The organism is Lelliottia sp. 489, assembly GCF_050435885.1.
Taxonomy (GTDB): domain Bacteria; phylum Pseudomonadota; class Gammaproteobacteria; order Enterobacterales; family Enterobacteriaceae; genus Enterobacter; species Enterobacter nimipressuralis.
This window is the reverse complement of sequence record NZ_JBNDLC010000001.1, coordinates 1,033,536-1,058,657: the sequence shown is the minus strand read 5'-3', so window position 1 is coordinate 1,058,657 and position 25,122 is coordinate 1,033,536. Positions and strand designations below refer to the sequence as shown.

The following is a 25,122-nucleotide window of genomic DNA, read 5'->3' as shown; positions in this document are numbered from 1 at the left end:
TTAACGGCTCAGACGACGCATGCGTTCGGATGGGGTGATGATGTCGGTGATACGCACGCCGTATTTATCGGCCACCACTACCACTTCGCCCTGAGCAATCAGATAACCGTTGATCAGAATATCCAGCGGCTCACCGGCAAGCCCTTCCAGCGCCACCACGGAACCCTGCGTCAGGCGCAGCAGCTCTTTGATGGTCATACGGCTACGGCCCAGCTCCACGGTCAGCTTGACCGGGATATCCATAATCAGATCGATATCCTGCAGCGTACCGCTGACGTCGCCGCCGCCTATCTGCTGAAAGACCGCGTCCGCCGCGCTTTTGCTCGGGGTTGCCTGTTGCTCGTTTAACGCATCAGCCCACAGATCGTCCAGTGCTCCGCTGTTTTCATCGGACGGATTGTTTATGTCACTCATTTGGGCTGTTCCTCATTCAGCGAATTCAATATCGGATTGATCAAGTGCTCAACGCGTAGCGCGTATTGACCGTTAACGGTGCCGTACTGACTGGTCAATACCGGTACGCCATCCACATGGGCAATTATGCGGTCGGGTTTTTCTATCGGCAGAACGTCGCCGGGTTGTAATTTCAGGATCTGGGACAGGCGCAGCGGGATATCCGCAAAGCTCGCCACCAGTTCAAGCTGTGAGTGCTGAACCTGACGCACCAGATTCTCGCGCCAGTTCTGATCTTCATTGCGCGAGTTTTCCAGCGGTGGGTTTACCAGCACTTCACGCAGAGGTTCAATCATGCTGAAGGGCAGACAAATATTAAATTCGCCGGTCAGGTTGCCGATTTCGACGTGGAACGGCGTATTGACGACGATATCGTTCGGCGACGTGGTGATGTTGGTGAATTTGACCTGCATCTCCGAACGGACGTACTCCACTTCCAGCGGGTTAATCGCTTTCCATGCGTCGCTGTAGGATTCCAGCGCCAGCTTCAGCATGCGGTTAATGACACGCTGCTCGGTATGGGTAAATTCGCGCCCTTCGACCTTCGTCGGGAAACGACCGTCACCACCAAACAGGTTATCCACCGCGATAAAGACCAGGCTCGGTGAAAACACGAACAGCCCGGTGCCACGCAGTGGTTTCAGGTGGATAAGGTTAAGGTTGGTTGGCACCGGCAGGTTGCGGGCAAACTCATGATACGGCTGAATGCGAATCGCCCCGACGGTGATGTCCGGGCTACGACGCAACAGGTTAAACAGCCCCATACGGAACTGACGCGCAAAACGTTCGTTGATGATCTCCAGCGCCTGCAGGCGCTCGCGCACCACGCGACGCTGGGTATTCGGGTCATAGGGGCGAATATCAGGTTCGCCGCCCAGTCCCGGTATTGGTTCATCACTCTTATCGCTGTCGCCATTGAGCAGCGCATCGATTTCCGCTTGAGAAAGAATACTATCGCCCATGTCTTTACCGCAGGATAAATGCTGTGTACAGAACGTCAGTGACTTCCTGCTTAGGTTGACCTGCTACCAGTGGCGCTGCCAGCGTTTGTTTGATGGCCTCGACCAGCTTTTGCTTCCCGTCATCGGTGGCAAGCCCGGAGGCGTCCTGACGAGAGAAAAGCAGTAACAGGCGGCTGCGCACTTCTGGCAGGTATTCGCTCAGACGGGTGCGAGTTGCGTCATCTTTCAGGCGCAGGGTAATGCCGACGTACAGCACGCGATCCGCATCACCGAGGTTAACGGTGAACGTATCCAGTGCGAAAAAGACCGGGGCCGGAGGCGGCGGGGGTTCGGCAACGGCAGCTGCTGACGGCGCCTGCTGTGAACGCCAGTAACTATAGCCAGCGGTCGCACAAGCGGCGAGCGTAATTAACACCAGCAGCGGGACCCAGATGGAGCGCTTGCTTTTTTTGGTGATAGCGGAGTCAGTCATCTGATTCGAGCATCCTGTTTCGGTACAGCTAATACAGTGATTATCCCGTGTCCTGCTTTGGTCAAAGCGTGGAAAAGACGGGGATAATCACGTTACCTCTGGCGTTTAGGCAAAGATGTCTACGGCGCCATTTCCACGTGCTGCGGACTGCAGTGCAGCAGGCGTGACCAGCAATTCATCGTTGTCGTCGTTAAATCCACCCTGCTGACCAGAGCGCGAAGCCTGCTGTTGCTGCTGGGAAGAGGACTGCTGCTGACCGGCAAAGCTCTCACTACTGATGTTGCTTTGCGACAGCTGAATGCCGTTCTCCGCCAGCTGCGTGCGCAGCATAGGCAGCGCTGCTTCCAGCGCCGCACGTACGTTGCTGTGGGCAGAAACCATCTGTAACTGTGCCTGGTTATCTTCAAGTTTAAGCGAAATTTGCACTTGTCCCAGATCTTCTGGATGCAGGCGCAGTTCAGCGCTTTGCTGACCCTGTTTCGTGAACAGCGTGACGTGCTGACTGACGGCCTGCTGCCATTCGTGTGTCCCCAGCGGCTGGCTGATAACCGGCGCGGGAGCGGCGGCTGCGGCAGGCGGGGCGGTAATATTGCTGGCGAGAATTGGCGCAAGCGTGGAGGTTGGCGCCGTCGCCGAACCGGCACTCGCGACTTCCTGCTTCGCGGCAGAGGCTGCGGCTGCCGGTGTTAACGGCTGCGCGCTGGCTGGAAGAGGGTTGCTGTCCGCATCGGCGCTGTTTTCCTGAGTTTTACCGCGAAGCGAAAAATCAGCGACATCCATCAGTGAACTGCGTCCTGAAGCAGGCTGTGCCGCTGTCGGCTGCGTTGCCACTGTATTGGTATCAACTGCCTGGGCAACGGCCGCCGTCGCCGTTTGCTGATGCGGTAACATCGCCATCAGCGCACTCAGCCCGGCCAGCTCTTCGTCGTTCAGATCTGTTTTGAGGTCATCTTTTTGCGCGTTCGCCGTCAGCGCTTTCAGTGCATCGCCGTGGGTGGCAGGAATTAACCCGGACACCAGCGTTTGCAGAGGGGCGTCCTGCGCCGTGTCATCGGCCACGAGCTGATCCTGACGTGCCAGCAGAGTGGCGAGTTTCGTCTGGAGAGCGCTATCGCCGTCCTTGAGGATCGCCTCTTTCGACAGCTTGCTGGTGGCGGCTTTCAGGGACGCCAGCGTAATGGGCGCGTCTTTACCCTGGCCTGCGGTGTCGCTTAACGCACCCGCCAGCAGGGAGAGAAAATCATGCGCGCCTTCTGCGCCTTTTCCAGTCTGCGTACCGCCGGACAGGTCAGTGTCGGTCATCAGCAGTTGTTGCAGTGTGATCATTCCGGTTTCCTCGTTGATGCGCGCTGGGCAAACTCATCCATTTTTTTCTGATCAAGGCGGTTCTCGGCAAGCAGGGTGGCGGCGGTTTGTCGGTCCTGTAACGTAGTCCAGGCCTGGAGCCGCTGCTTTTTCTCTCGCCAGAAATTCAGTGCCTTATCGACTTTCTGGTCCCACTGGGACAACTGCTGGCGATGCTGCTCGATCGCCTTTTCCAGCGTCTGAATAAACTGCTGATAGTTAATCCAGCGCTGGCTGCCAATGCCCTGTGTCATATCGGTATTGAGGTTGGTGCGATATTCATGCTGATAGTCGATTAACATCGTCAACTGTTCTTCAGCCTGCTGATATCCGCGTCGCATTGCGCCAAGCTGCAGTGCGGCATCATCAACTTCTTTTTCAGCCAGATCTTTTAGCGTAGCTAATGCGCTGTTTTGCGCCATGATCTTCGCCCTCCACCTGTGTTACACCTGCGGGAATATCAGTTCCAGAGCCTGGATTGAGTCTTCCCAGTCGGCGCGTTCAAAAATACCTTGTTGCAAGAACGCTTCCAGTTGCGGCCAAAGCGTAATCGCCTTGTCCAGCATCGGGTCGCTGCCTTTGGCATATGCCCCCACGCTTACCAGATCGCGGTTGCGCTGGAAGCTTGAGAGCAGTTGTTTAAAGTTACGCACGCGGGCGTAATGTTTTTCGCTGATCAGCGCGGTCATCGCACGGCTGATCGACGCTTCAATATCAATCGCCGGATAGTGGCCCGCTTCGGCCAGACGACGCGAGAGCACGATGTGACCGTCGAGGATCGCACGCGCCGAGTCGGCAATCGGGTCCTGCTGGTCGTCGCCTTCGGTCAGAACCGTGTAAAACGCCGTCACCGAGCCGCCGCCGCTAATGCCGTTACCCGCGCGTTCAACCAGCGCAGGCAGTTTGGCAAACACCGAAGGCGGATAGCCTTTGGTCGCCGGTGGTTCGCCGATCGCCAGCGCGATCTCACGCTGCGCCATCGCGTAGCGGGTGAGGGAGTCCATAATCAGCAGCACGTGCTGGCCGCGATCGCGAAAATCCTCGGCAATACGGGTGGCGTACGCCGCGCCCTGCATACGCAGCAGCGGGGAGACATCTGCCGGTGCGGCGATGACCACGGAACGTGCGCGGCCTTCAGCACCGAGAATGTTCTCGATAAAATCTTTTACTTCGCGGCCACGCTCGCCAATCAGCCCGACGACAATCACGTCGGCCTGGGTGTAACGCGCCATCATGCCGAGCAGCACCGACTTACCGACGCCGGAACCGGCGAACAGGCCCATACGCTGGCCGCGACCGACCGTGAGCAGGGCGTTGATCGGGCGCACGCCCGTATCCAGCACGTGTTCAATGGCGGTACGTTGCAGCGGGTTAAACGGCTGGGTGATCAGCGCACCGGTTTCGGTGGTATCCGGAGCCGGCAGGCCGTCGAGCGGTTTACCTGCGCCATCGAGGACACGGCCTAACAGCGCCGGACCGAGCGGCAACTGCTTACCGCTGTGCAGCCCGTCGCCGGCATTATTTTTCGCATACACGCGCGCGCCGGGCAGAATGCCTTCCACCTCTTCCAGCGGCATCAAAAACAGTCGCTGGCCGTTAAAACCGACGACTTCGCTTTCCACTTCGCGCGTTTCATTGGCGTCCTGACGTTCAATCACGCAGGTCGCGCCGAGAGGCAACTGCAAGCCGGTGGCTTCCAGAACCAGCCCGGTTGCGCGGGTCAGACGCCCGTAACGACGAACCGATGGCAGTTGCGCCATCTTGGTTTCAAAATTGTCGAGCGTGTTGAGCCAGCGCGTGAGACGGGCGGTCATCAGACAACTCCCGGTGCAGCCAGGCGGCACAGTTCTTGCCAGCGCGTGGCGACGCTGGCATCCAGATCGCCTTCGTCGGCAGAGACTTTACAGCCGCCGTGATGTAGCGACGGATCGCCGCGCAGACGCCAGCCGTGCAGGCTCAGCGTCGCGCCCAGCATCTCTTCAACACGCTGGAGATCGTCAGGGTGTACGCGCAGCTGAGGTTTACCGCTGAACAGCGGCTCCTGCTGGAGCAGACCCTGGATCTGTTTTATCAGCGCCGAGTTATCCACCACCGGCGTATGACCGATAACCTGACGTGCCGCTTCCAGCGCCATCTGCATCAGGCGCGAGGCGATCACGCTATCCAGCGCGTCGAGGGTATTCTGAAATTCGCTCACCAGCTGCTGCATCCGCGCATGGATCGGCGCCTGCTGCTGGCGAGACTGCTCAAGACCTTGCTCCAGGCCCTGCGCTTTGCCTTCTTCATAGCCCTGCTGGTGGCCCTGATGGCGACCTTCGCTCAGACCGGCGTTATAGCCTTGCTCATGCGCCTGCATTTGCAGCTGCGCCAGCATCTGCGCACGCTGCTCTTCTTCGCTCAGCTCTGGCGCCTCTTCATCTGGCTCTTCCGTGAGGGAAGGGGCCAGCGCGGGCATAAACTCCGTCATCGGAGGAGCCAGATCGTCAGGAGTCCAGCGCTTCCATGGCAGCTCCTTAGACATACGCATCGTCTCCGCTGCCAATCACCATCTCGCCGGTTTCGGCCAGACGACGAACGATAAGCAGGATCGCTTTCTGCTCGTTTTCCACCTGAGACAGACGAACCGGGCCACGGTTGGCAAGGTCGTCGCGCAGGATATCCGCCGCACGCTGGGACATGTTGCGCAGGAATTTCTCGCGCAGCGGCTGCTCGGCACCTTTGAGGGCGATAAGCAGGGATTCGGAATCCACTTCCTGGAGCAGGCGCTGAACGCTGCGATCGTCGACCTCGACCAGGTTTTCGAACAGGAACATTTCGTCGATAATTTTCTGTGCCAGCTCGCCGTCGAATTCGCGAACGGCGGTAATAACGGCTTCTTCCTGCTGGGTTTTCATCAGGTTGATGATTTCCGCTGCAGTTCTCACGCCGCCCATTTTGCTGCGCTTGAGGTTCTGGCCATCGAGCAGGCTGTTCAGCACTTCGGTCAGTTCCGCCAGCGCGGCCGGCTGGACACCCCCGAAGGTGGCGATACGCAGCATCACGTCGTGACGCAGGCGCTCGTCGAACAGGGCCAGAATATCTGCCGCCTGACCCCGTTTGAGGTGGACCAGAATGGTAGCGATAATCTGCGGGTGCTCGTCGCGAATCAGGTCGGCGGCGCTCTGCGGCTCCATAAAGTTGAGCGTTTCGATGCCGCTGGCGGTATCGCGCGTCTCGAGAATGTCTTCCAGCAGGCTGGCAGCACGCTCCTCGCCCAGGGCTTTGACCAGGACGGAACGCAGGTAGTCGTTGGCGTTGACGTTGAGGGCAGCAAACTGTTCTGCTTCCTGCTCAAACTCCGCCAGCACTTCGGTCAGCTGTTTGTTAGAGATCTGACGTACGTTCGCCATCGCCGCACTGAGCAACTGCACTTCACGCTGGGAGAGGTGTTTGAACACCTCTGCCGCACGATCTTCACCGATGGTCATCAGCAGGATGACGCTTTTATCTTTACCGCTTAGATTACTCATCTTCGTTACCCATCCACTGGCGAATCACCAGCGCGACGACGCGTGGATCGTTATCGGACATTTCGCGAATACGCTGGCTCATGACCTCAGCGCCCATGCGCTGGTTGGCACGGCGTTGCTGCATCTGCTCGTCTTTGCTCAGGCGAACTTCAACGGCATCTTCCGTTTCCTGACGCGAATTCATGCTTTCTTGTGCGGCTTTCAGCTGCTCTGCGCGACGGTTGAGCTGTGGACGAATACCTTTACGCCACAGCAGCCACGCCACAATCAGTACCAGTAACCAGCGGCCTGCAGACATCAGCTGATCGATAAACGACTGCTGTTGCCAGAATGGCAGCTCGCCACCCGTTTCGTCGGTCGCCGTGAACGGAGAGTTCACTACGTTCAGGGTATCACCGCGTTTCTCGGAGTAACCCATCGCTTCGCGGGTCAGGTCTTCGATCTGCTTCATCTGATCGGTGGTCAGCGGCAGCGGTTTCCCGTCCGGCAGCGTTTTGTAGTTCACCACCACGGCAACGGAGAGACGCTGTACATCGCCGACGTTCATTTTGGTGTGGCGAATGGTACGGTCGACTTCGTAGTTGGTGGTCTCGTTACGGCTGGAGTTACGTGGACCCGTGCTGGCCGCCGTCGAGGTGGTCTGCTGTGCATTATTCTGCTGACCGTTCTGCTGGTTCGCCGGAGGCGTCGAAATCGGCGCCGCGTTAGCCGGGGCAGGGGTATTCGAGAGCGCACCCGGTACACCGCCCGGATTCTGGCCGCCGATCTGCTCGGTGGTGTTCAGCTGACGGGAACGCATCACCGCCTGAGCCGCATCGCCGTTCGGGCTGTACTGCTCTTCCGTCTGCTCTTTATTGGCAAAATCGATCTGTGCAGTAACCTGCGCGTGGACGTTGCCGGTGCCAACGATAGGACCGAGGATCGCTTCGATACGGCGCTGGACGCGGCCTTCCACGTCGGTTGCATACTTCAGTTGGGCGTCGTTCAGATCACGGCTGCTGGTGTTGGACTGGGTCAGCAGATGGCCACCCTGATCGACCACGGTCACGTTACCCGGCGGCAAACCAGCTACGGCGCTGGAGACCAGATGGGTAATGGCGCTGATCTGTCCTTCGTCCAGCGCTCGGCCGGGTTCGAGAGTGGCGGTTACCGAGGCGGTTGGCGATTTTTGCTCGCGCACGAAGAGGGACGGTTTTGGCATCGCCAGGTGTACACGGGCCGTTTTAACCGGGCCGAGCGTTTCGATGGTGCGGGCCAGCTCACCTTCCAGCGCACGCTGGTAGTTGATCTGCTCGCTAAACTGACTGATACCGAATTTTTCCTGATCCAGCAGTTCGAAACCGACGGCGCCACCTTTCGGCAGACCTTGCTGGGCAAGACGTAAACGCAGTTCGTGGACTTTGTCCGCAGGAACTTCCAGGGCACCGCCGTTATCGGCGAAGCGATAAGGGATGTTCATCTGGGTCAGTTGGGTGACGATAGCCCCGCCGTCCTGATCGGACAGGTTACTATAAAGGGTGCGATAGTCCGGGCTTTTCGCCCACAGGACCATCGCCACGAGAATCGCAATAGCGGCAGCGCCTGCCACGATCAACGGGATTTTAGGGTTCGCGCGCAGGCGGTTCATCCACTCGAGCGATTTATTTTGCGGTGCTGCCGATGCTGTCGCAGTCATAGCGCACCTCGTGGCTCGTTGTGGATAACGTTATTCGTGTAGTGAAACAAAACTGACTCCCGGGTCGGCAAACACGACAAAAGGTCCATATTGATGGCCCTGCCATTATTTGATGATTCGGGATTTTCTATTCGTCAAATAACCTGGTTTTTTAACGCTATTTACCGCCATTATCTCATTGACAAGGTGCTAGTCTTGACCCCGTAAAAAACCATCCAGGGGAGAGTCATGGCAATACAAGGCATTGAAGGGGTGATCAGCCAGTTGCAGGCAACGGCGATGACAGCCCGTAATCAGGACGTTACGGACACACAATCGACGGTCAGCTTTGCAGGGCAGCTGCACGCCGCTCTCGATCGCATCAGCGACACGCAAAACGCGGCACGCGCGCAGGCAGAGAAGTTCTCCCTCGGCGAACCGGGTGTGGCGCTGAACGACGTGATGACCGATTTGCAAAAATCATCGGTCTCTTTGCAGATGGGTATTCAGGTGCGTAATAAGCTGGTTTCGGCTTATCAGGAAGTGATGTCGATGCAGGTCTAGGTTTTTAGCCTGTTGAGTACGTCTTCTTAATTTCATCAGATCCAAATGTGAGGCATGGGCGGGGTAAATATGTCTATCTTCCCATGCCAGAAAGAAGAGAGTGCAATAATGCACACCTGGTAACGTCCAATAACCGCATTCATTTTATCTACTGGTGATATTTCACCTGTCGGTAGCAAACTTGTGGATATTGTCAGTTAATCACATATAGCCCTTTGGGCGGTTGCATCGCAGTGCTGAGCCTGTAAAGCAGCAAATCAACCTGCCGAGAGAGACCCTTAAGTCTTTTCTCTAAGTTTCTCTTCGAGTTCAAGCAGTGTCATTTTTCGTTTTTTCAGACGTCTGGCGGGTGATCCAAAATAGACTGACCATGCCTCCGCATTTTTAGAGACCAGTGAATTTGCACCCACTGCGCAACCCTCGCCGAGCGTAACCCCAGGCAAAATAATACTTTGCGAACCAACAATGGCATGTTTACCGATCTGAACGGGCGCGCGTATGACACCGGTAAACTCCTGCGGGACAGTGGGGTTGGTCATCACGGAGCCATCATAATTGTCGCTGGTGGTGTAGATTTTAACGCCCTGGGATAGCCCGCTAAAGTCCTGCAGCGCCACGCCTGCGCCCGCGAAAATCGCGCTGTAACCTCCGATATGCACCCAGGAACCGATGTGTAAAAAGCCGGGGGCGGCGGCGATAATGGTGCTGAAACCGTCGATGCGAACATTATCGCCAATGGAGATATTTTCTAATCCAATGAGAGTGCAGTTTTTTGCGATGAGGACGTTTTTTCCTACAGAGCCGATGCCGAAGTCCTTAAGTTCATTCTCATTGTAGTAGCCAGGATCGAAGGGATTTTGGCGCAAGATGAAGTTCTCCAGTGGGTATTCGATTGCAGGTAATAATTGTCAGTCTGAGCATAACCGCTTAAGGAATCAAACAATCGCATGAGCAGGTGGGAGGGTTCATCTTTGATTGCGCATTTACCGATGTGACACGACTTCAGTGAGCAGAAAGTCTGGCGACATCATGCCTTTAATGCCACAATCTTTTTTTCTTCGCAGGCAGGAAAGATGATGAAAAAAATGATCATGGCTGGCGCGTTGCTGGCATTAACGGGATGTGTGCAGGTTGATAATTATCAGGACGTGATTAAGCATCCTGTTCCCTCAAATCTGGCGGGCTACTGGCAGACCAAAGGGCCGCAAAGCAAAATGGTGAGTCCGGAAGCGATCGCCACGCTGGTGGTGACAGAGCAGGGCGATACCCTCGATTGCCGGCAGTGGCAGCGCGTGATTGCGGTGCCGGGTAAAATCATGCTGCGTTCAGATGATTATTACAACGTCACCAGCAAGCTGGATATCTATCCGCTCGAACGCGATGGCAATACGCTGGAATATGATGGAATGGAGTTGCAGCGCGTCGACCGTCCAACGGTGGAGTGCGCAGATTACCTGACCAAAAATCCGCTTGAGAGCCAGGTGAAGTGAGTGTTTGCCGGGTAAGCGAGAGCGCCACCCGGCAAGCCATCCCCGTTACAGCACATCCTCCATCACCCAGATACTTACGCTGCCGCCATTGCAGGTGAATGTCCCTTCGCCCTCGGCGCTGGTGGTGATCGTCTCTTCGCGATTGCCGAGGAAATCTTTCCAGTTCTTGTTGCCGTAATTATCCCCAAGATTAATCACTTTTTCGCCGTCGTCTCCGTTGGAGAGCACCACGACGCAGCCCGGATCCTCATCCGTCCCGCTGCGGCTGAACGCAATGCAATTAGGATGATCGAACCACAATGTCTGCACGCCGTGGGCGAAACGCTGGCGGGCCAGGATCAGCTCGTGAAGCTGTTCGATTATCGGCATGTCGATGTGGTAGGTTTCGCCGTCGCCGCCGGTGTCGTCGTAGCTCGCCCCGAACAGATCCGGATAGAACACGCTCGGTACGCCGTTTTCGCGCAGTAAAATCAGCGCGTAGGCCAGCGGTTTAAACCAGGCTTCGACCGGCGCTTCCAGCGCCTGCAACGGCTGAGTGTCATGGTTGGCCACAAGCGTGACGGCATGGAACGGGTCGGCTTCAACCAGCGTGCCGGTGAAGATCTGGCTCATGTCATAGTCGCGGCCCTGGCGGGACGCTTCGTGGAATTTCATCTGCAGCGGGGCGTCGAACAGCATGGTTTTGCCCTCCACCTGATCGATATAGTGCTGCAGTTTGTCGACTTCGTGGGACCAGTATTCGGCCACGATAAACAGCGGTTTGGGGGCCACTTCCTGGACGTGTTCGATCCACTCTTTATAGAACCAGGCCGGAATGTGCTTCACCGCGTCGAGACGAAAACCGTCGCAATGGGTTTGCTCCATCACCCAGCGGGCCCAATATTTTATCTCTTCCGTGACGGCGTGATTGCGGAAATCGATGTTTTCGCCCATCAGATAATCGAAATTCCCCATCTCATCATCGACCTGATCGTTCCAGCCTTCGCCGGTGTAATCATTGACGATCTTAAAGATGCTGTCCTCGTTGGGGTTTTCGATATGGTCGATACCGCTGAAGCATTTGTAGTCCCAGATAAACTCGGAATACTGCCCGGCGCGAACGGGGAAGGTGTAGCGGGTCCAGGCTTCGCATTCGATGATTTCATCGTCAATCTGGGTGCGATCCTGCTCGTTCACACGCTGCACGCGGATAGGCTCTTTCTCATCCGCGCCCATTTTGTGGTTCACCACCACGTCCAGCAGTACCGCGATCTCATTGCTTTTTAAGGCATTGATGGCTTCGAGCAGCTGGGCTTTATCACCGTATTTGGTGGCGACGGAGCCTTTCTGGTCAAACTCACCGAGATCGAAAAGATCGTAAGAATCGTATCCGACGGAATACCCGCCCGATGCGCCTTTGTAAGCCGGAGGCAGCCAAATCATGTTTATGCCGATCTCGTTGAGATTGGGCGCCAGTGCAGTGACTTCCTGCCACAGCTCACCGCCTGTGGGGTAATACCAGTGAAAACATTGTAATAGAGTGGGGTTTTTCATCTTCCGTGCTCCAGAATGAGGACACAGAGAGTATGGTCGAGAAGAAAAGAATTAGCGGGTGAAATACGAAATTTCATTCACCCGCCAGGGCCACCGTCAATCTAGAGATCGTTGGGGAAAAGGATATTGCCTGATAGACGTCCATAGGTCGCATTAAGATTATGTTGTCGGGAGGTTTGCCCAACCAGAGCTTTTAACTCTTCCATACGCTGATGCAATAACGCTTTGAGTTCCACCTCATTGCTGAGGATCTGTTTCAGAATAGGGCGAATTTGTGCCTGAAGCTGGGGCGCAATTTCGCTTGCATCCTGGTAACGGGTAAGTTTTTCTACGGCCGAAAGGTAATCGACTTCGTAAGCAATAAGTTCATCCCAACGCCCAGATTTTGTCAGCACCAGCATCGCGGTGCTGGTGGCTAACAACTGCTGATAATGCTGGAGCAACCCGAGATTGGCATCCATTAGTAATTGTCCCGCACGTTTTGAGAATGTGGGCCTATCTCTTTCCAGGCGTCAGCGATGTTATTCAGTAACTCCACCACTTCATTGATGGCATTAATGTCATTATGAAGATTGGCCTGTAAAAGGCGCCTTGTCATATAGTCGTAAAGACTATCAAGGTTTGTCGCCAGTTCTCCACCAACTTCATGGTTGATCCCGGACTGCAAACCGTTACTGATAATATTAATTGCTTTGCTCAGCGCCTGCCCTTTACCGGGAATATCCCCTTGCTCAATCAGTATCATGGCTTTTTTCATGGCGCTTAACGCGCCATCAAAAAGGAGTACCACTAACTGATGCGGGCTGGCGCTCAGGACGGCGCTCTCCACGCCAACCTGGGCATATGCCTGAATCCCCGATTTTGTATACATGGTAAAACCTCAACTCATCATTGATTAACTGTTCATGGCGTTGAACTGTTGAGTCAGATAGCTACCGGTGGAATCCATCTGAGAAACAAGCTGGCTCAAGCTGGTAAATTGCGTTTTATAACGTGCCATGGTGGCGGTAATTTGGTCGTTGACGCGATCGTATTGATCCGAAAGCTGTTTCAACGTTTTGTTAATGCCGTCGGTGGCGTTTTTAACGGAACCGTCGGTACCTAAGATACTTTTCAGCAAGTTGCTGGTTTCGGTCGCGAAGCCCGTTGTCTTGCCATCACCCGACAGGAACGAAATCACATCGGCCGATTTCTCGGTGAGCGCTTTATTCAGCTTGGTGCTATCAACGGTCAATTTACCGGTGATGTCCTGCGTAATCCCCAGCTGAGACAGAGTGGCTAAATCGCCGCTACCCTGAGGCGCAGAGAGTTTTGAACGCAGCTGAGTCTGAATACTGCGCAGCGTACCATCGCCCAACAGATCGCCGTTGCTGGTGTCCTGCGCGCCATTACCCTGATCAACCTTGGTATATTTCGTCTGGTTACCAATGGTGGTTTGCAGCGAGTTATATGCATCCACAAAGGCCTGAACCGCGTCGAGCATCGGCTGGTTATCTTTCACCACCGTCAGCGTTTCTGGGCTGCCTTTATTGGTTTTGGTCAGGTTAAGCGTTACGCCTTCTGGCGCATCGGTAATGGTGTTGCTGCTACGGGTAATTTCAATCCCGTTAATTTTTACGACCGCATCGGAAGCCGCAACCTGCTCGGTCATGACATTGCTTGATCCTGCCGGATCGTAGCTCACGAATTTAGCCAGTTCAGCGTCATCCGTGGTGACGGTCATTTTATTCGTCGTACCGCTATCACGAGACGTCAGTGCCAGATAATAGCTGTTGTCGTCTGCTTTAATAATACTGGCGGTCACGCTGCCCTGTTTGGCGTTAATCGCGTCACGCACATCAGAAAGGCTGGTTTTATCGCTAGCCAGTGTGACGGTCAGCGGATCTTTCTGGCCCGGCTGAGTGATCGTGATCGTGCGCGAACTCATGCTGCTGTCGCCAAGATCGGTATCTTTGCTGGCCACTTTCGGGCTGAGCAAGGATTGTGAAGCGGCTAAAGAACTGACTTCAACTGAATAAGTGCCTGCTGTTGCGCTAGTGGAAAGCGTGGCGCTAAATGCTGAGTTGGTGGTGGACACCTTTGCCTGAGCAATAGCCGAGGTATTTTTTAACGCGTCAGAAGCCGTCTGTAATTTGGTTAACGAAGCCTGAACCACGTTCCACGCAGTGAGTTTTGCTTTATAAGAGGTTTGCTGCGTAGTAATCGGTGTCAGTTTGGTCTGCTCAGCAGTCTGTAAATTGTCATACAACGTACTGAGTCCCAGATTGGTACCTGCGCCGAGCGAACTGATACTTGCCATAACACTTCATCCTTTATTGAGACAATCACTGGATGCTCTATCGGCAGAAACGCAAAAAAGATTAGCGTTAATTTAAAAAAACAATGCGCAAATAAAGGAGGCAAATAATGGGTAGTTTGCGCCTTTAAAAAAATGATCTTTTTTCTAAAGGTTGAGAAAGCGGTGTCGATAATCACATTGACGGCGAGAAAGCCGTAGGCAGACGCCTAAATCTGACAACTAATTCAAAGGAATACACTATGGCTGTTATTAATACTAACACCCTTTCTCTGATGACTCAGAACAACCTGAGCAAATCCCAGTCATCTCTGGGCACCGCCATTGAGCGTCTGTCCTCCGGTCTGCGTATCAACAGCGCAAAAGACGATGCTGCGGGTCAGGCGATTGCTAACCGTTTCACCTCTAACATCAACGGTCTGGGTGTTGCTGCACGTAACGCCAACGACGGTATCTCTCTGGCACAGACCGCTGAAGGCGCGCTGGGCGAGATCAACAACAACTTGCAGCGTATCCGTGACCTGACCGTTCAGGCGCAGAACAGCTCTAACTCTGCATCTGACATCGACTCCATCCAGGCTGAAGTTAACCAGCGTATGGAAGAAATCAACCGCGTTACCACGCAGACCGACTTCAACGGCATCAAAGTGCTGAACACCGGTACCGGTTCAAGCAGCTACAGCTTCCAGGTAGGTTCTAAAGATAACGAAACTATCGCTATCAACCTGACCAGCTCTGACAGCTTCAACCTGTACAACGCCACTGGCGCAACCTTTGATACCTCTGGTCAGACAATTAACGGTACTGCACGTACCACCAAAGCTGAAGGCTTTGACGTGCTGAGCGGTACAGTGAACTCTACCGGTGGCGTAGATGGCGGCCCACTGGCAGACATCGATGCGGCAATCAAATCTGTTGATAACCAGCGCAGCCTGCTGGGTGCGTCTCAGAACCGTTTCGAGTCCACCATCACCAACCTGAACAACACCGTAAACAACCTGTCTGCAGCGCGCAGCCGTATTCAGGATTCTGATTACGCAACGGAAGTGTCCAACATGTCTCGTTCGCAGATCCTGCAACAGGCTGGTTCTTCTGTTCTGGCCCAGGCCAACCAGGTTCCGCAGACCATGCTGTCCCTGCTGCGTTAATACCCTTATTGATGCAAAAAAAGCGCCGCTTGTCGGCGCTTTTTTCTTTTAGAATCAAATCAAAAACAATAAATAGTTTTAAAACCTAAAGTTTAAAAATGTGGTGTCGATAATCTTTATACAGGCGATGAAGCCGTTGGCACTATGCCAAGCACATGACTCAATTTTGAAGGATACTTACCATGGCTGTGATTAATACCAACACCCTTTCTCTGATGACTCAAAACAACCTGAGCAAATCACAGTCTTCTTTAGGGACTGCGATTGAGCGTCTGTCTTCTGGTCTGCGCATCAACAGCGCAAAAGACGATGCTGCAGGTCAGGCGATTGCTAACCGTTTCACCTCTAACATCAACGGTCTGGGTGTTGCTGCACGTAACGCCAACGACGGTATCTCTCTGGCACAGACCGCTGAAGGCGCGCTGGGCGAGATCAACAACAACTTGCAGCGTATCCGTGACCTGACCGTTCAGGCGCAGAACAGCTCTAACTCTGCATCTGACATCGACTCCATCCAGGCTGAAGTTAACCAGCGTATGGAAGAAATTAACCGCGTTACCACGCAGACCGACTTCAACGGCATCAAAGTGCTGAACACCGGTACTGGTTCAAGCAGCTACAGCTTCCAGGTGGGTTCTAAAGATAACGAAACTATCGCTATCAACCTGACCAGCTCTGACAGCTTCAACCTGTACAACGCCACAGGCGCAACCTTTGATACCTCTGGTCAGACAATTAACGGTACTGCGCGTACCACTAAAGCTGAAGGCTTTGACGTGCTGAGCGGCACTGTGGATGCTTCCGGTGCGGTAGATGGCGGCCCACTGGCAGACATCGATGCGGCAATCAAATCTGTTGATAACCAGCGCAGCCTGCTGGGTGCGTCTCAGAACCGTTTCGAGTCCACCATCACCAACCTGAACAACACCGTAAACAACCTGTCTGCAGCGCGCAGCCGTATTCAGGATTCTGATTACGCAACGGAAGTGTCTAACATGTCTCGTGCGCAGATCCTGCAACAGGCTGGCTCTTCTGTTCTGGCCCAGGCCAACCAGGTTCCGCAGACCATGCTGTCCCTGCTGCGTTAATACCCTTATTGATGCAAAAAAAGCGCCGCTTGTCGGCGCTTTTTTCTTTTAGAATCAATCAACAAGAATTAAATATTTTTAAAATCTCTAAAGTTTAAAAACCTGTTGTCGATAATGTTTATGTAGGCGATGAAGCCACTGGCGGCATGCCAAACCCATGACTCACTTTGAAGGATACTTACCATGGCTGTGATTAATACTAACACCCTGTCGCTGACGACTCAGAACAACCTGAGCAAATCTCAGTCTTCTCTGGGTACCGCAATCGAGCGTCTGTCTTCTGGTCTGCGCATCAACAGCGCAAAAGACGATGCCGCTGGTCAGGCAATCGCGAACCGTTTCACCTCTAACATCAACGGCCTGGGTGTTGCTGCACGTAACGCCAACGACGGTATCTCCCTGGCGCAGACCGCTGAAGGCGCGCTGGGCGAAATCAACAACAACTTGCAGCGTATCCGTGACCTGACCGTTCAGGCGCAGAACAGCTCTAACTCTGCATCTGACATCGACTCCATCCAGGCTGAAGTTAACCAGCGTATGGAAGAAGTTAACCGTGTTACTCAGCAGACTGACTTCAACGGCATCAAAGTGCTGAACACCGGTACCGGTTCAAGCAGCTACAGCTTCCAGGTTGGCTCTAAAGATAACGAAACTATCGCTATCACCCTGAGCAGCTCTGACAGCTACAACCTGTTCAGCACCGCAGGCGCAACTGGCGCAACTGGCGGTATGGTGAACGGGAATGCCCGTACCACTTCTGCTGAAGGTTTCGACGTACTGAGCGGTACCGTCACTTCTGGTGGTACTACCGATGGCAGCCCACTGGCAGACATCGATGCGGCAATCAAATCTGTTGATAACCAGCGCAGCCTGCTGGGTGCGTCTCAGAACCGTTTCGAGTCCACCATCACCAACCTGAACAACACCGTAAACAACCTGTCTGCTGCGCGCAGCCGTATTCAGGATTCTGATTACGCGACTGAAGTGTCCAACATGTCTCGTTCGCAGATCCTGCAACAGGCTGGCTCTTCTGTTCTGGCTCAGGCCAACCAGGTTCCGCAGACCATGCTGTCCCTGCTGCGTTAATTTTCAGACGCGATTCAAAGGCATCTTCGGATGCCTTTTTTTTTTGCAATCGAAAGAGATAGCCGCTTTTCTGCCAGCTGTTTTTCGCCTCACATTCCCTCCGGTCACGCACAATAACCTGTTTTCATTTCTGTCTTCTGAACGTTGTGACGTGCAGGCATAAAAAGGAACCAGGATGCAAAGTTACTTACTCAGTGTTGATAAATTCGACGCTTATACCCCCTATACCGTTGAGGTTCTCGACCTGGTCGATTTCTGGTTGTCACAAGGCGCTCGAATTGATCTGTGCACACAATCCGCCGGCAAGGCAATGAAGAGCAAGCTCGATGAGCTGAACGCGACAGGGCGCTTTCGTGTCATCACCGAAGACGAGGGTGGCATTGATCCGGCTTATGACAGAATCATTATCTGGCGCGGCTTCTTTTGCCAGAAGCTGATGGCCGGGCTGCAGGCGCAGCGTCTGAGCGGCCCGCTGGTCTTCCGCCATTTCAGCGATTATAACGATCTCTATATTCCCTACGGTGTGCAGCTTGAGAATGAGTTGGCCTCTCTGACCTTGGGCCTCTCCGAACTGACCTGCGAACAGCTCAAACTGACCGGGATCCTTGAAGATCAGCTGGCGCTAATGCCCTGGCTCGTTCCCGCACGTTTTATTGACTACCCGAGCGCAACGCGCCCGCCCGAATTAAAACAGGCCTTGTACGTGGCGCCTGAAATGACTGCAGAGGTGTATGAACTTCAGCAAAAGGCAGCGGATAAGGGGATCACGCTGCACTGGCTGGATGAGAAACTGCAGCTAAACCTCGTTGAACCCGAGTGGTTATCGCAGTATGACGCGGTTATTGGCAACGAGTCTTTGGCTACCAAAACGCTGGCACTGGGTATCCCGCTCTTCTTGGCCGTAAATGGCTATGTGGATGATTACCTTAACGCCGATAACATGGCCGTGCATGAGCATAACCATTTTAGCGGTATGTCACTGCGCAACTGCCCGGACAGTGATGAATGGCTGTCACTGCTGCAAACGGGCTATCCGTCAGCGGCACGCTGGGCGCGAGACAACCGCGCGCAATGTGCGCAAAAGTGGGGCGTTGAAGCGGTGATGGGGCGCATTTTTGCGCAGCCTCTGGCCGTAAAATCACCCGTATTAGATGAAAAATCATCTTATGCCCTGACCTTGCACAGAAAAGCTCTCCTCGCGCATCAGTCACTGAAATACTCTATCAGCCGCTGGCTGGAAGACCGGAAAATCAGCCCGGCCCGCCGGGAAGCGCTTTTGGCTATATCCGGTGATGTTCCGGCAGCTGCACGTCTCGGCGTGGTGGTGATTTCACGCGATGGGGATGCACAGGCCTGCGAGCGGACCGTTGCCTCTCTGTCAGCGCAATCTCTTCCGGCCTTGAGTGTGGATGTCATTGATGAGGCGGAAGGCCTGAATTCACTGTTGAGTGAGCGAGACGCCGACGCACTGCTGGTGATCCCCGCCGGTTTTACTCTGATTGACGATGCGCTGCTGCACTTCGCGGCCCATCGCGTTAAAAACCAGACGGCGTTAGCCCTTTATTGCGATGAGATGATGGTTTCGCCCAATGAAGAGCCGCGCCTGACGCTTCGTCCGGGCACCAATATCGATCTTCTGCGGGCTACGCCTTATACAGGGCAAACCTGGCTTATCAACCGTGAGGCCGCGCTGCAGGTGGGCGGAATTCAGGGGCGTTTTCAGGAGATGGCGTTGGTTGATCTGGCCTGGCGCTTTGTTGAAGCGGCGGGACCGGGTGCAATTGACAGGGTGGCTGAAGTCCTGGTTTCAACTGATCGGTTGCCTAAAACATGGCAAAACGCTGCGAGAGTCATGGCTGAGCACAAGCAGATCGTCACAGAGCATCTTGCGCGTCTGGGCATTGCAGCCACCGTTGAGGAGGGGGAGACTTCCGTTGCGCGCATTCGCTACCAGTGGGTGGAGAAGCCACTGATCTCGATAATCATCCCGACGCGCGACCACGTAGCCTTGCTGCGTCGGTGCATTGAAAGCCTGATGGAGAAAACCCGCTACGCGCATTATGAACTGCTAATTGTCGACAATCAGTCTATGGACGCGGATGCGTGCGATTTCCTCCAGCAGCTTGAACGGCTGGGTCTCGATCAAGTTCGGATTCTGCGTCACGATGCGCCGTTTAACTTTGCGCAAATCAACAATCTGGCTTCGCAGTATGCACGCGGCGAGATCCTGGTTTTCCTCAATAACGACTGTGAAATTATTGATGGCGACTGGCTGGATGCCATGGTTGAACATGCCCTGCGCCCGGAAATCGCGATGGTCGGCGCACGTCTGGAATATGCGGATGGTCGTGTACAGCACGGGGGGTATCTCGCCGGTGTTCAGCAGGGGGTTGGGGTCGCTTTTGAGGGCGCTGAAGGTGATAGCGCTGGTTTTGAAAATTACCTTAAAACGCCGCACAACCTGAGTGCCGTGAGCGCCTCCTGCATGATGGTGAGAAAAGAGGTGTTCTTCGCGCTCAATGGCTTCACAGAAGAGAAATTCCCGCTCTATTTTGCGGACGTGGATCTCTGTTTACGCGCGCAGTCTCTGGGATATCTTAATGTCTGGACGCCTTATGCCCGAGTCAAACATATGGGTGGGGCCACCCGTTTACTCAGCCAGAAGTTCCACGTTCAGGAGCGCCCGTTAGGAGGCGATTACGCAAGGCTCAATCAGGAGTGGGGTCAACGATTACTGGCCGATCCGTCGTACCATCCGCTGCTGCAAAAATCAGGAGCACCTTTCACCCTGAGTGAGAGCACGGCACGTTTCCACGAACCGCTGCCGGGTCGTCCATTACCTGTGGTGCTCGCGCATCATATTAACTGGCAGGGCAATGGACACCATCGCGTGTTACAGCCGTTCAAGGCCATGGAACGTCATACGCTGCTCGAAGGAGGGCTGATAAATTCCGTACCTGGGCTAATGGAAGTGGCGCAACTCCAGCCGGATGTGGTGCTGCTCGAGCTTCCTACAGGAAGTCGTTTCCCGGATGTGATGCAGCAGATGCGCAGTCTCTCTGGTGCGAAAATCGTCGTTGAATACGATGATTACCTCCTGAACCTGCCAATGAAAAATGGCAATAACAGCAAGTTCCCGCAGCACATGGTTAAGAGCCTGCGCAAAATTATGGACAATGCGGACTGGGTTGTGGTGTCGACGGAACCGCTGGCAGAAGCGTATAGCCGTTTCCACTCTGATATTCGTATTGCGCAAAACCGTCTGGCGCCAGACCAGTGGGGGCATTTGCAAAGTCAGCGCGGCACTGGCAAGAAGATCCGCGTAGGCTGGGCGGGAGGAAGCTCGCATGCGGGCGATCTGGAGATCCTGTTGCCGATCATTAAAGCGCTGGAGAATGAGGTGGAGTGGGTGTTTATGGGCATGAAACCTAAACATGTCCGCTGTGAGTTCCACCCCGGTGTGCCATTCGAAATGTATCCAGAAAAACTGGCGAGCCTGAATCTGGATTTGGCACTGGTACCTCTTGAAGTGAACCACTTCAATGAGTGTAAGAGCAACCTGAGGCTTCTGGAGATTGGTACCTGCGGCGTACCGATTATTGCCACTGATCTAGTGCCGTATCGCTGCGGTCTGCCCGTGACGCTGGTAGAAAACCGCTTTAAAAACTGGATGAGCGCGATTCGGGCGCACATCAATGATGCGCAGTACCTGGCCTCCCAGGGGGATGCACTGCGTGAAGCTATTCATCGTGACTGGTATCTGCGTGGTCAGGGGCTTGATGACTGGCGTGAAGCCTGGTTGAGGGATCGGAAGTAACAAAAAAGGCACCCGTAAGGGTGCCTTTTGTTTAAGCGTCAGGGTAGCCAGTCACCCACAAACGTTTCCAAATCATCTCGCCGCAACATTCCCTTGCGTTGAACCTGATCCCTTAACCCATCTCCGGCATTCTCGCGTGCCTGCGGGTCCTCCAGGTAGGCTGAGATCGCCTCAAGCCAGGCATTCGTGCTGTTTTTCACGCGAGTCACAAGATACTCATTACGCATACTGACATTATCACTGCAAATGACCGGATAACCGCATGCGCCGAACTCCAGCAAACGAATGACGCTGCGATGGCGGTTGTACTGATTATCCGCAAGCGGTTCAAGAACCAGATCAAGATTCAAGGACGCCAGCTTTTGCGGGTAGTGTTCCACATTCACGGCTGCGTGATATTCAGAAACATGAGATCTCAGCGACGGCGGGCAGTATCCCATCAGAACCCATTCCACCCGGTCGGATAATTGCACGATGACTTTATGAATGATTTCAAGATCCGCACTATTTTCGCCATCGCATACCCAGCCAACGCGTGGCTTGTGACCATATCTGCGTTCAATCACCAGATTCCCCCACTGTGCAGACGATACACGAGGCTCGATGAAACGAACGTCGTGATGCCACGATGCACAGGTTTCTGCCAGCATTGCTGAACTGACAATCAGGCGATCCGTATGACGCAGAGTAGCCTGCAGGGCCGCCGTGATTTCCGCAGGCAACGTATCACGCAGAAGGGATTTTGCCGGCAGGGCAGGCAGATAATTATCCAGCGTAAAGACGGTGAACTGAGATGTCGCTTTACGCAGGCGCGCCAGCCATTCCTGCGCTGCGGGTGTGATCGTTTCCTGCAAGATCAGACTTGCAGGGGAGATGCGCGCCATTTCACCGATAGAAGGCGGAACGAAGGGGAGCAACGTCTCAGCGATGGCTTGATCGTGGAGTGACGTCAGCCGATCGAGGAAGTGTCGCTGATGGTGATGCGTCCGATCGGCGGTGATCGCAAGGAGTGTCGGCAGTGGATTCCAGTGCAAGGGTTTCCAGGTTCCCGGCGCATCGACCTGCAGCTGAAAACCGGTGTTATTCAGGGATAAATTAGGGTTGTAAGCCGGATCGTTGGCAATCACCGGTAGCCATTTCTGATACATGGCATCTTGCTCACCCGTAAATCGCTGACGCTTTTTCTCCTGAGTCGCTTTGTCCACGGATTTCTGGCTGACACTGCCCTCATGCATCACGATGGAATAGGGTGTCCAGACGGTCAGATAGCCCGCTTCACGCACCTTCAGACAGAAATCAACATCGTTGTAGGAGACGCGGAACTGATCCTCGTCCAATCCACCGACCTGCTCGTAAACCGATTTTCGCACCAGAAGGCAAGCGGCTGTCACCACGTTGTAGTTTTGATCGCAGTGTAGACGGTTCATATAACCGGATTTTTCGCTGCTGCTGTCAATAAACGGATGGTCCGCCGGGCCGCGCAACCCCATTACCACGCCCGCATGCTGAATATTCCCGGTTGGATATAACAATTTAGCGCCGGTAATGCCCACTTCTGGGCGTAATCCATGATTGAGCAGATGATCCAGCCAGTTATTCTCAATTACCCCGGTGTCGTTATTCAGCAAGACCAGATACTCCCCACGCGCCTCACGAGCGGCCATGTTATTGATTGCGGAGTAGTTAAACGGATGCGGGTAACGTAAAACGCGAATACGCTGTGGATCAATAGTGGAAACACCGTTGAGCCATTCCAGCGCTTCGGGCGTCTCGCTGTTATTATCGACGATCAGCACTTCATAATTCGGATATCGCGTTTTTTCCAAAAGCGTAGTGACGCAGTGAACCAGCACCGGTAATTGATCTTTGGTCGGGATAATAATAGACACCAGCGGCTGCTGGTCGTGATGATAACGTAATGCGTAAATGCCTGGTCGCGGGGATTCTACCTCCCCCTGAGAATAACCGCGTTGAATAAGATGATGACGCAGAATATTTTTTTCTTCCTCAACAGCGACGTTGAGCTGGCTATGAGCCACGACCAAAGGTTCAGGAATATGTCCCGCAAACTGAATCCCTTTTTGCTCGATCAGGCGCACGATATAGTCAAATTGCCATGCCTGACGGTATGTCTTATTAAAGCCACCGAGGGAGAGTAGCGTGGTGCGTTTAAAGATCCAGTGGCGTGCCATTTCAGAGGGGTTGCTGAGCAGTAAATCGAGGTTAAAGTCCGGGCGCAGGGTGGTACTGGTGATTCGGCTGCCGTCGAAATTCACTTCATCGCAATAGACAGCATCACAGCCTGAAGCCCCCTCAAGGGCCAAATCGAAGGATAACAATCCGCTGGCCAGCAGCTGTTCGCCTGCGTCAAGCACCATAACCCAGTCGTGTGGGCTGATGTAGAGATAATCATTGATACGGGCAACGGTGTTAAACACGGTGGCGTCTATGGCGGTCGCCGGGAAGCGGCTTTGAGAAACCATATTGCCGACCACAACAGGGTGGACTGTCAGCCCAAAACCCTGCCAGGCTGCCACGCTTTCCAGGGTCCGATCCAGAGCATCGGCTCGTCCCGTGTCACGGATCAAGATACAAAGTGACTGGCTAACCGCTCGTGATGCCTGGTAAGTGGAGGCCAGTTCTCTGTGCTGCGGAAGTAACGTTCTGCTCTCAAGCCACTGAGCAATTTGCGTGTTCTGGTAATCCAGTGCGCTGTTATGCATCGCCTGGCGTAGTGCCTGCACAAGATTCACCTGATGCCACTCTTCAGGCGAGGATGTCGCGGCAATCAAAACGTGCTGATTCTCCTCTTTCGACCCCTTGTACCACCCCAGTTTTTTAATGAGCTGCGGCATCAAGGAATACGTTCTGGCGACCTGTTCCTGCTGTGATTTTGCCATCTGGCTGGTTTGGCCCGCCGAAATTCTAAATGAGGAAAGCGGTTCGCTGATAAAGGCAAGATCGCCTTTGCGCAATAGTTTGATCATCAATGCGACATCGGCAAAATAGGGCATCTCTTCATGATCGATATTAAATAACTGGTCGCCTAAGGCCAGAAGATCGTCGCGATAACAGAGGAAAACACTCGGCTCACCAATAAAATTAACCTGGTAATCGCAGAGGAAAGAGATGAGGTCATTTCCGTTGAGGAGCGTATCGCCACCGAAAGGGAATGCTGTTGCAACAATGTCAGGTAAGATATTACCAGACTCATCAATACGCGTACGGCGTGAAGAGGCTAATACACAGTTCTTATTATCCTCCAGTGCTTTCACTAAGCGCGAGATACAGTTTGGAGCAATAAGATCATCGTCATACAAAAATTTGACGTATTTCCCTTTAGCATGGCTCAAGCAGTGAAGAACGTTTCCCATCTCTAGTAAGCGATCGGCATTTTTATGATAAATAATGGGCTTCTTTAGGTGTGGCGATGCTTTCGCGCACGTCACTCGGATAGCGTCATTATCACTGTCATCACAGACGATAATTTCAATGTTCGGCCAGTCTTGTTCAATGGCGCTTTGCAGAGCCTGTTCGAAAAAATCGGCTTTGTAAGCCGGGATGAGAATGCTGACTAATTCATGCTGAGACATATTATTTCTCGTTGTGATTATCATTTCTTCGATGAGATATGCGCGTTTCTAATGCGGGGGCCGTAATCACCTGAGAGGCCAAAATGTTGAGATGAGTCAGGATTGTCAGCGAT

At 54.0% G+C, this 25,122-nt stretch carries 21 protein-coding genes; 6 read left to right on the top strand and 15 right to left on the bottom strand.

Features of this window, described 5'->3' with window-relative positions; genetic code table 11:
* From fliN to fliF, 9 genes are all read right to left on the bottom strand, one after another.
* On the bottom strand, positions 1-414 hold the full coding sequence (gene fliN, locus ABIE11_RS05335) for a flagellar motor switch protein FliN (protein WP_100779691.1): 414 nt from the start codon (positions 412-414) through the stop codon (positions 1-3).
* Positions 411-1,415, bottom strand: coding sequence for a flagellar motor switch protein FliM (gene fliM / locus ABIE11_RS05330; protein ID WP_107703323.1), 1,005 nt, complete (start codon positions 1,413-1,415; stop codon positions 411-413). The genes fliN and fliM overlap by 4 nt, the downstream gene beginning before the upstream one ends.
* Before the next feature lie 4 nt (positions 1,416-1,419).
* Positions 1,420-1,887 (bottom strand): flagellar basal body-associated protein FliL, encoded by a 468-nt coding sequence (gene fliL / locus ABIE11_RS05325; protein WP_100779693.1) that lies wholly within the window; start codon positions 1,885-1,887, stop codon positions 1,420-1,422.
* Positions 1,888-1,992: 105 nt separating this feature from the next.
* Positions 1,993-3,213, bottom strand: coding sequence for a flagellar hook length control protein FliK (gene fliK / locus ABIE11_RS05320; RefSeq protein ID WP_429184100.1), 1,221 nt, complete (start codon positions 3,211-3,213; stop codon positions 1,993-1,995).
* Positions 3,210-3,653, bottom strand: a complete 444-nt coding sequence (fliJ, locus tag ABIE11_RS05315) for a flagellar export protein FliJ (protein WP_100779695.1) — start codon at positions 3,651-3,653, stop codon at positions 3,210-3,212. The genes fliK and fliJ overlap by 4 nt, the downstream gene beginning before the upstream one ends.
* Before the next feature lie 21 nt (positions 3,654-3,674).
* Positions 3,675-5,045: a flagellar protein export ATPase FliI gene (gene fliI / locus ABIE11_RS05310; protein ID WP_100779696.1), complete on the bottom strand. Its 1,371-nt coding sequence runs from the start codon at positions 5,043-5,045 to the stop codon at positions 3,675-3,677.
* Positions 5,045-5,752 (bottom strand): flagellar assembly protein FliH, encoded by a 708-nt coding sequence (fliH, locus tag ABIE11_RS05305; protein ID WP_100779697.1) that lies wholly within the window; start codon positions 5,750-5,752, stop codon positions 5,045-5,047. Before fliH ends, fliI begins: the two co-directional genes overlap by 1 nt.
* Entirely contained in the window at positions 5,745-6,740 is a 996-nt protein-coding gene (fliG, locus tag ABIE11_RS05300) for a flagellar motor switch protein FliG (RefSeq protein ID WP_100779698.1), read from the bottom strand. Before fliG ends, fliH begins: the two co-directional genes overlap by 8 nt.
* Entirely contained in the window at positions 6,733-8,415 is a 1,683-nt protein-coding gene (gene fliF, locus ABIE11_RS05295) for a flagellar basal-body MS-ring/collar protein FliF (protein WP_100779699.1), read from the bottom strand. Before fliF ends, fliG begins: the two co-directional genes overlap by 8 nt.
* 228 nt (positions 8,416-8,643) lie before the next feature.
* On the opposite strand from fliF, the gene fliE reads away from it, so the two are divergent.
* Positions 8,644-8,958, top strand: coding sequence for a flagellar hook-basal body complex protein FliE (gene fliE, locus ABIE11_RS05290; protein ID WP_107703325.1), 315 nt, complete (start codon positions 8,644-8,646; stop codon positions 8,956-8,958).
* Positions 8,959-9,236: 278 nt separating this feature from the next.
* On the opposite strand, the gene ABIE11_RS05285 is transcribed toward fliE, so the two are convergent.
* On the bottom strand, positions 9,237-9,824 hold the full coding sequence (locus tag ABIE11_RS05285; RefSeq protein ID WP_429184099.1) for an acyltransferase: 588 nt from the start codon (positions 9,822-9,824) through the stop codon (positions 9,237-9,239).
* 210 nt (positions 9,825-10,034) lie between these two features.
* Here ABIE11_RS05285 and yedD point away from each other — a divergent pair, with 210 nt between their 5' ends.
* Entirely contained in the window at positions 10,035-10,448 is a 414-nt protein-coding gene (yedD, locus tag ABIE11_RS05280; protein WP_100779702.1) for a lipoprotein YedD, read from the top strand.
* Positions 10,449-10,493: 45 nt separating this feature from the next.
* Here yedD and amyA read toward each other — a convergent pair whose 3' ends face one another.
* From amyA to fliD, 4 genes are all read right to left on the bottom strand, one after another.
* Positions 10,494-11,981, bottom strand: coding sequence for an alpha-amylase (gene amyA, locus ABIE11_RS05275; RefSeq protein ID WP_429184098.1), 1,488 nt, complete (start codon positions 11,979-11,981; stop codon positions 10,494-10,496).
* A 101-nt stretch (positions 11,982-12,082) separates the two neighbouring features.
* The gene (gene fliT / locus ABIE11_RS05270) at positions 12,083-12,442 is read right to left on the bottom strand and encodes a flagella biosynthesis regulatory protein FliT (protein ID WP_102104022.1); all 360 of its coding nucleotides are present in this window, start codon (positions 12,440-12,442) and stop codon (positions 12,083-12,085) included.
* Positions 12,442-12,852 carry a flagellar export chaperone FliS gene (fliS, locus tag ABIE11_RS05265; RefSeq protein WP_102104021.1) on the bottom strand — a complete coding sequence of 137 codons (411 nt, stop codon included), beginning with the start codon at positions 12,850-12,852 and terminating at the stop codon, positions 12,442-12,444. The genes fliT and fliS overlap by 1 nt, the downstream gene beginning before the upstream one ends.
* Positions 12,853-12,876: 24 nt before the next feature.
* Entirely contained in the window at positions 12,877-14,280 is a 1,404-nt protein-coding gene (fliD, locus tag ABIE11_RS05260) for a flagellar filament capping protein FliD (protein ID WP_102104020.1), read from the bottom strand.
* Between the two features lie 239 nt (positions 14,281-14,519).
* Between fliD and ABIE11_RS05255 the strand changes: the two genes are divergently transcribed.
* The 4 genes from ABIE11_RS05255 (at position 14,520) to ABIE11_RS05240 (ending at position 21,416) form a co-directional block, all read left to right on the top strand.
* Positions 14,520-15,425 (top strand): flagellin, encoded by a 906-nt coding sequence (locus ABIE11_RS05255; protein WP_102104019.1) that lies wholly within the window; start codon positions 14,520-14,522, stop codon positions 15,423-15,425.
* 182 nt (positions 15,426-15,607) lie between these two features.
* On the top strand, positions 15,608-16,513 hold the full coding sequence (locus ABIE11_RS05250) for a flagellin (RefSeq protein ID WP_429184097.1): 906 nt from the start codon (positions 15,608-15,610) through the stop codon (positions 16,511-16,513).
* A gap of 183 nt (positions 16,514-16,696) precedes the next feature.
* Entirely contained in the window at positions 16,697-17,599 is a 903-nt protein-coding gene (locus ABIE11_RS05245; RefSeq protein ID WP_102104017.1) for a flagellin, read from the top strand.
* Between the two features lie 175 nt (positions 17,600-17,774).
* Positions 17,775-21,416, top strand: coding sequence for a glycosyltransferase (locus ABIE11_RS05240; RefSeq protein ID WP_429184096.1), 3,642 nt, complete (start codon positions 17,775-17,777; stop codon positions 21,414-21,416).
* A gap of 38 nt (positions 21,417-21,454) precedes the next feature.
* Here the strand turns inward: ABIE11_RS05240 and ABIE11_RS05235 are convergent, their stop codons facing one another.
* Positions 21,455-25,009 carry a glycosyltransferase gene (locus tag ABIE11_RS05235; protein WP_429184095.1) on the bottom strand — a complete coding sequence of 1,185 codons (3,555 nt, stop codon included), beginning with the start codon at positions 25,007-25,009 and terminating at the stop codon, positions 21,455-21,457.
* Positions 25,010-25,122: the final 113 nt, after the last annotated feature.

Bases quoted from the DNA above. Each gene is read 5' to 3' on its own strand.
- fliG (WP_100779698.1), bottom strand. From the start codon at position 6,740: ATGAGTAATCTAAGCGGTAAAGATAAAAGCGTCATCCTGCTGATGACC.
- fliM (WP_107703323.1), bottom strand. From the start codon at position 1,415: ATGGGCGATAGTATTCTTTCTCAAGCGGAAATCGATGCGCTGCTCAAT.
- fliS (WP_102104021.1), bottom strand. From the start codon at position 12,852: ATGTATACAAAATCGGGGATTCAGGCATATGCCCAGGTTGGCGTGGAG.
- fliJ (WP_100779695.1), bottom strand. From the start codon at position 3,653: ATGGCGCAAAACAGCGCATTAGCTACGCTAAAAGATCTGGCTGAAAAA.
- fliL (WP_100779693.1), bottom strand. From the start codon at position 1,887: ATGACTGACTCCGCTATCACCAAAAAAAGCAAGCGCTCCATCTGGGTC.
- ABIE11_RS05240 (WP_429184096.1), top strand. From the start codon at position 17,775: ATGCAAAGTTACTTACTCAGTGTTGATAAATTCGACGCTTATACCCCC.
- ABIE11_RS05245 (WP_102104017.1), top strand. From the start codon at position 16,697: ATGGCTGTGATTAATACTAACACCCTGTCGCTGACGACTCAGAACAAC.
- fliI (WP_100779696.1), bottom strand. From the start codon at position 5,045: ATGACCGCCCGTCTCACGCGCTGGCTCAACACGCTCGACAATTTTGAA.
- fliF (WP_100779699.1), bottom strand. From the start codon at position 8,415: ATGACTGCGACAGCATCGGCAGCACCGCAAAATAAATCGCTCGAGTGG.
- amyA (WP_429184098.1), bottom strand. From the start codon at position 11,981: ATGAAAAACCCCACTCTATTACAATGTTTTCACTGGTATTACCCCACA.
- fliD (WP_102104020.1), bottom strand. From the start codon at position 14,280: ATGGCAAGTATCAGTTCGCTCGGCGCAGGTACCAATCTGGGACTCAGT.
- ABIE11_RS05255 (WP_102104019.1), top strand. From the start codon at position 14,520: ATGGCTGTTATTAATACTAACACCCTTTCTCTGATGACTCAGAACAAC.
- ABIE11_RS05250 (WP_429184097.1), top strand. From the start codon at position 15,608: ATGGCTGTGATTAATACCAACACCCTTTCTCTGATGACTCAAAACAAC.
- yedD (WP_100779702.1), top strand. From the start codon at position 10,035: ATGAAAAAAATGATCATGGCTGGCGCGTTGCTGGCATTAACGGGATGT.
- ABIE11_RS05235 (WP_429184095.1), bottom strand. From the start codon at position 25,009: ATGTCTCAGCATGAATTAGTCAGCATTCTCATCCCGGCTTACAAAGCC.
- fliK (WP_429184100.1), bottom strand. From the start codon at position 3,213: ATGATCACACTGCAACAACTGCTGATGACCGACACTGACCTGTCCGGC.
- fliE (WP_107703325.1), top strand. From the start codon at position 8,644: ATGGCAATACAAGGCATTGAAGGGGTGATCAGCCAGTTGCAGGCAACG.
- fliT (WP_102104022.1), bottom strand. From the start codon at position 12,442: ATGGATGCCAATCTCGGGTTGCTCCAGCATTATCAGCAGTTGTTAGCC.
- fliH (WP_100779697.1), bottom strand. From the start codon at position 5,752: ATGTCTAAGGAGCTGCCATGGAAGCGCTGGACTCCTGACGATCTGGCT.
- fliN (WP_100779691.1), bottom strand. From the start codon at position 414: ATGAGTGACATAAACAATCCGTCCGATGAAAACAGCGGAGCACTGGAC.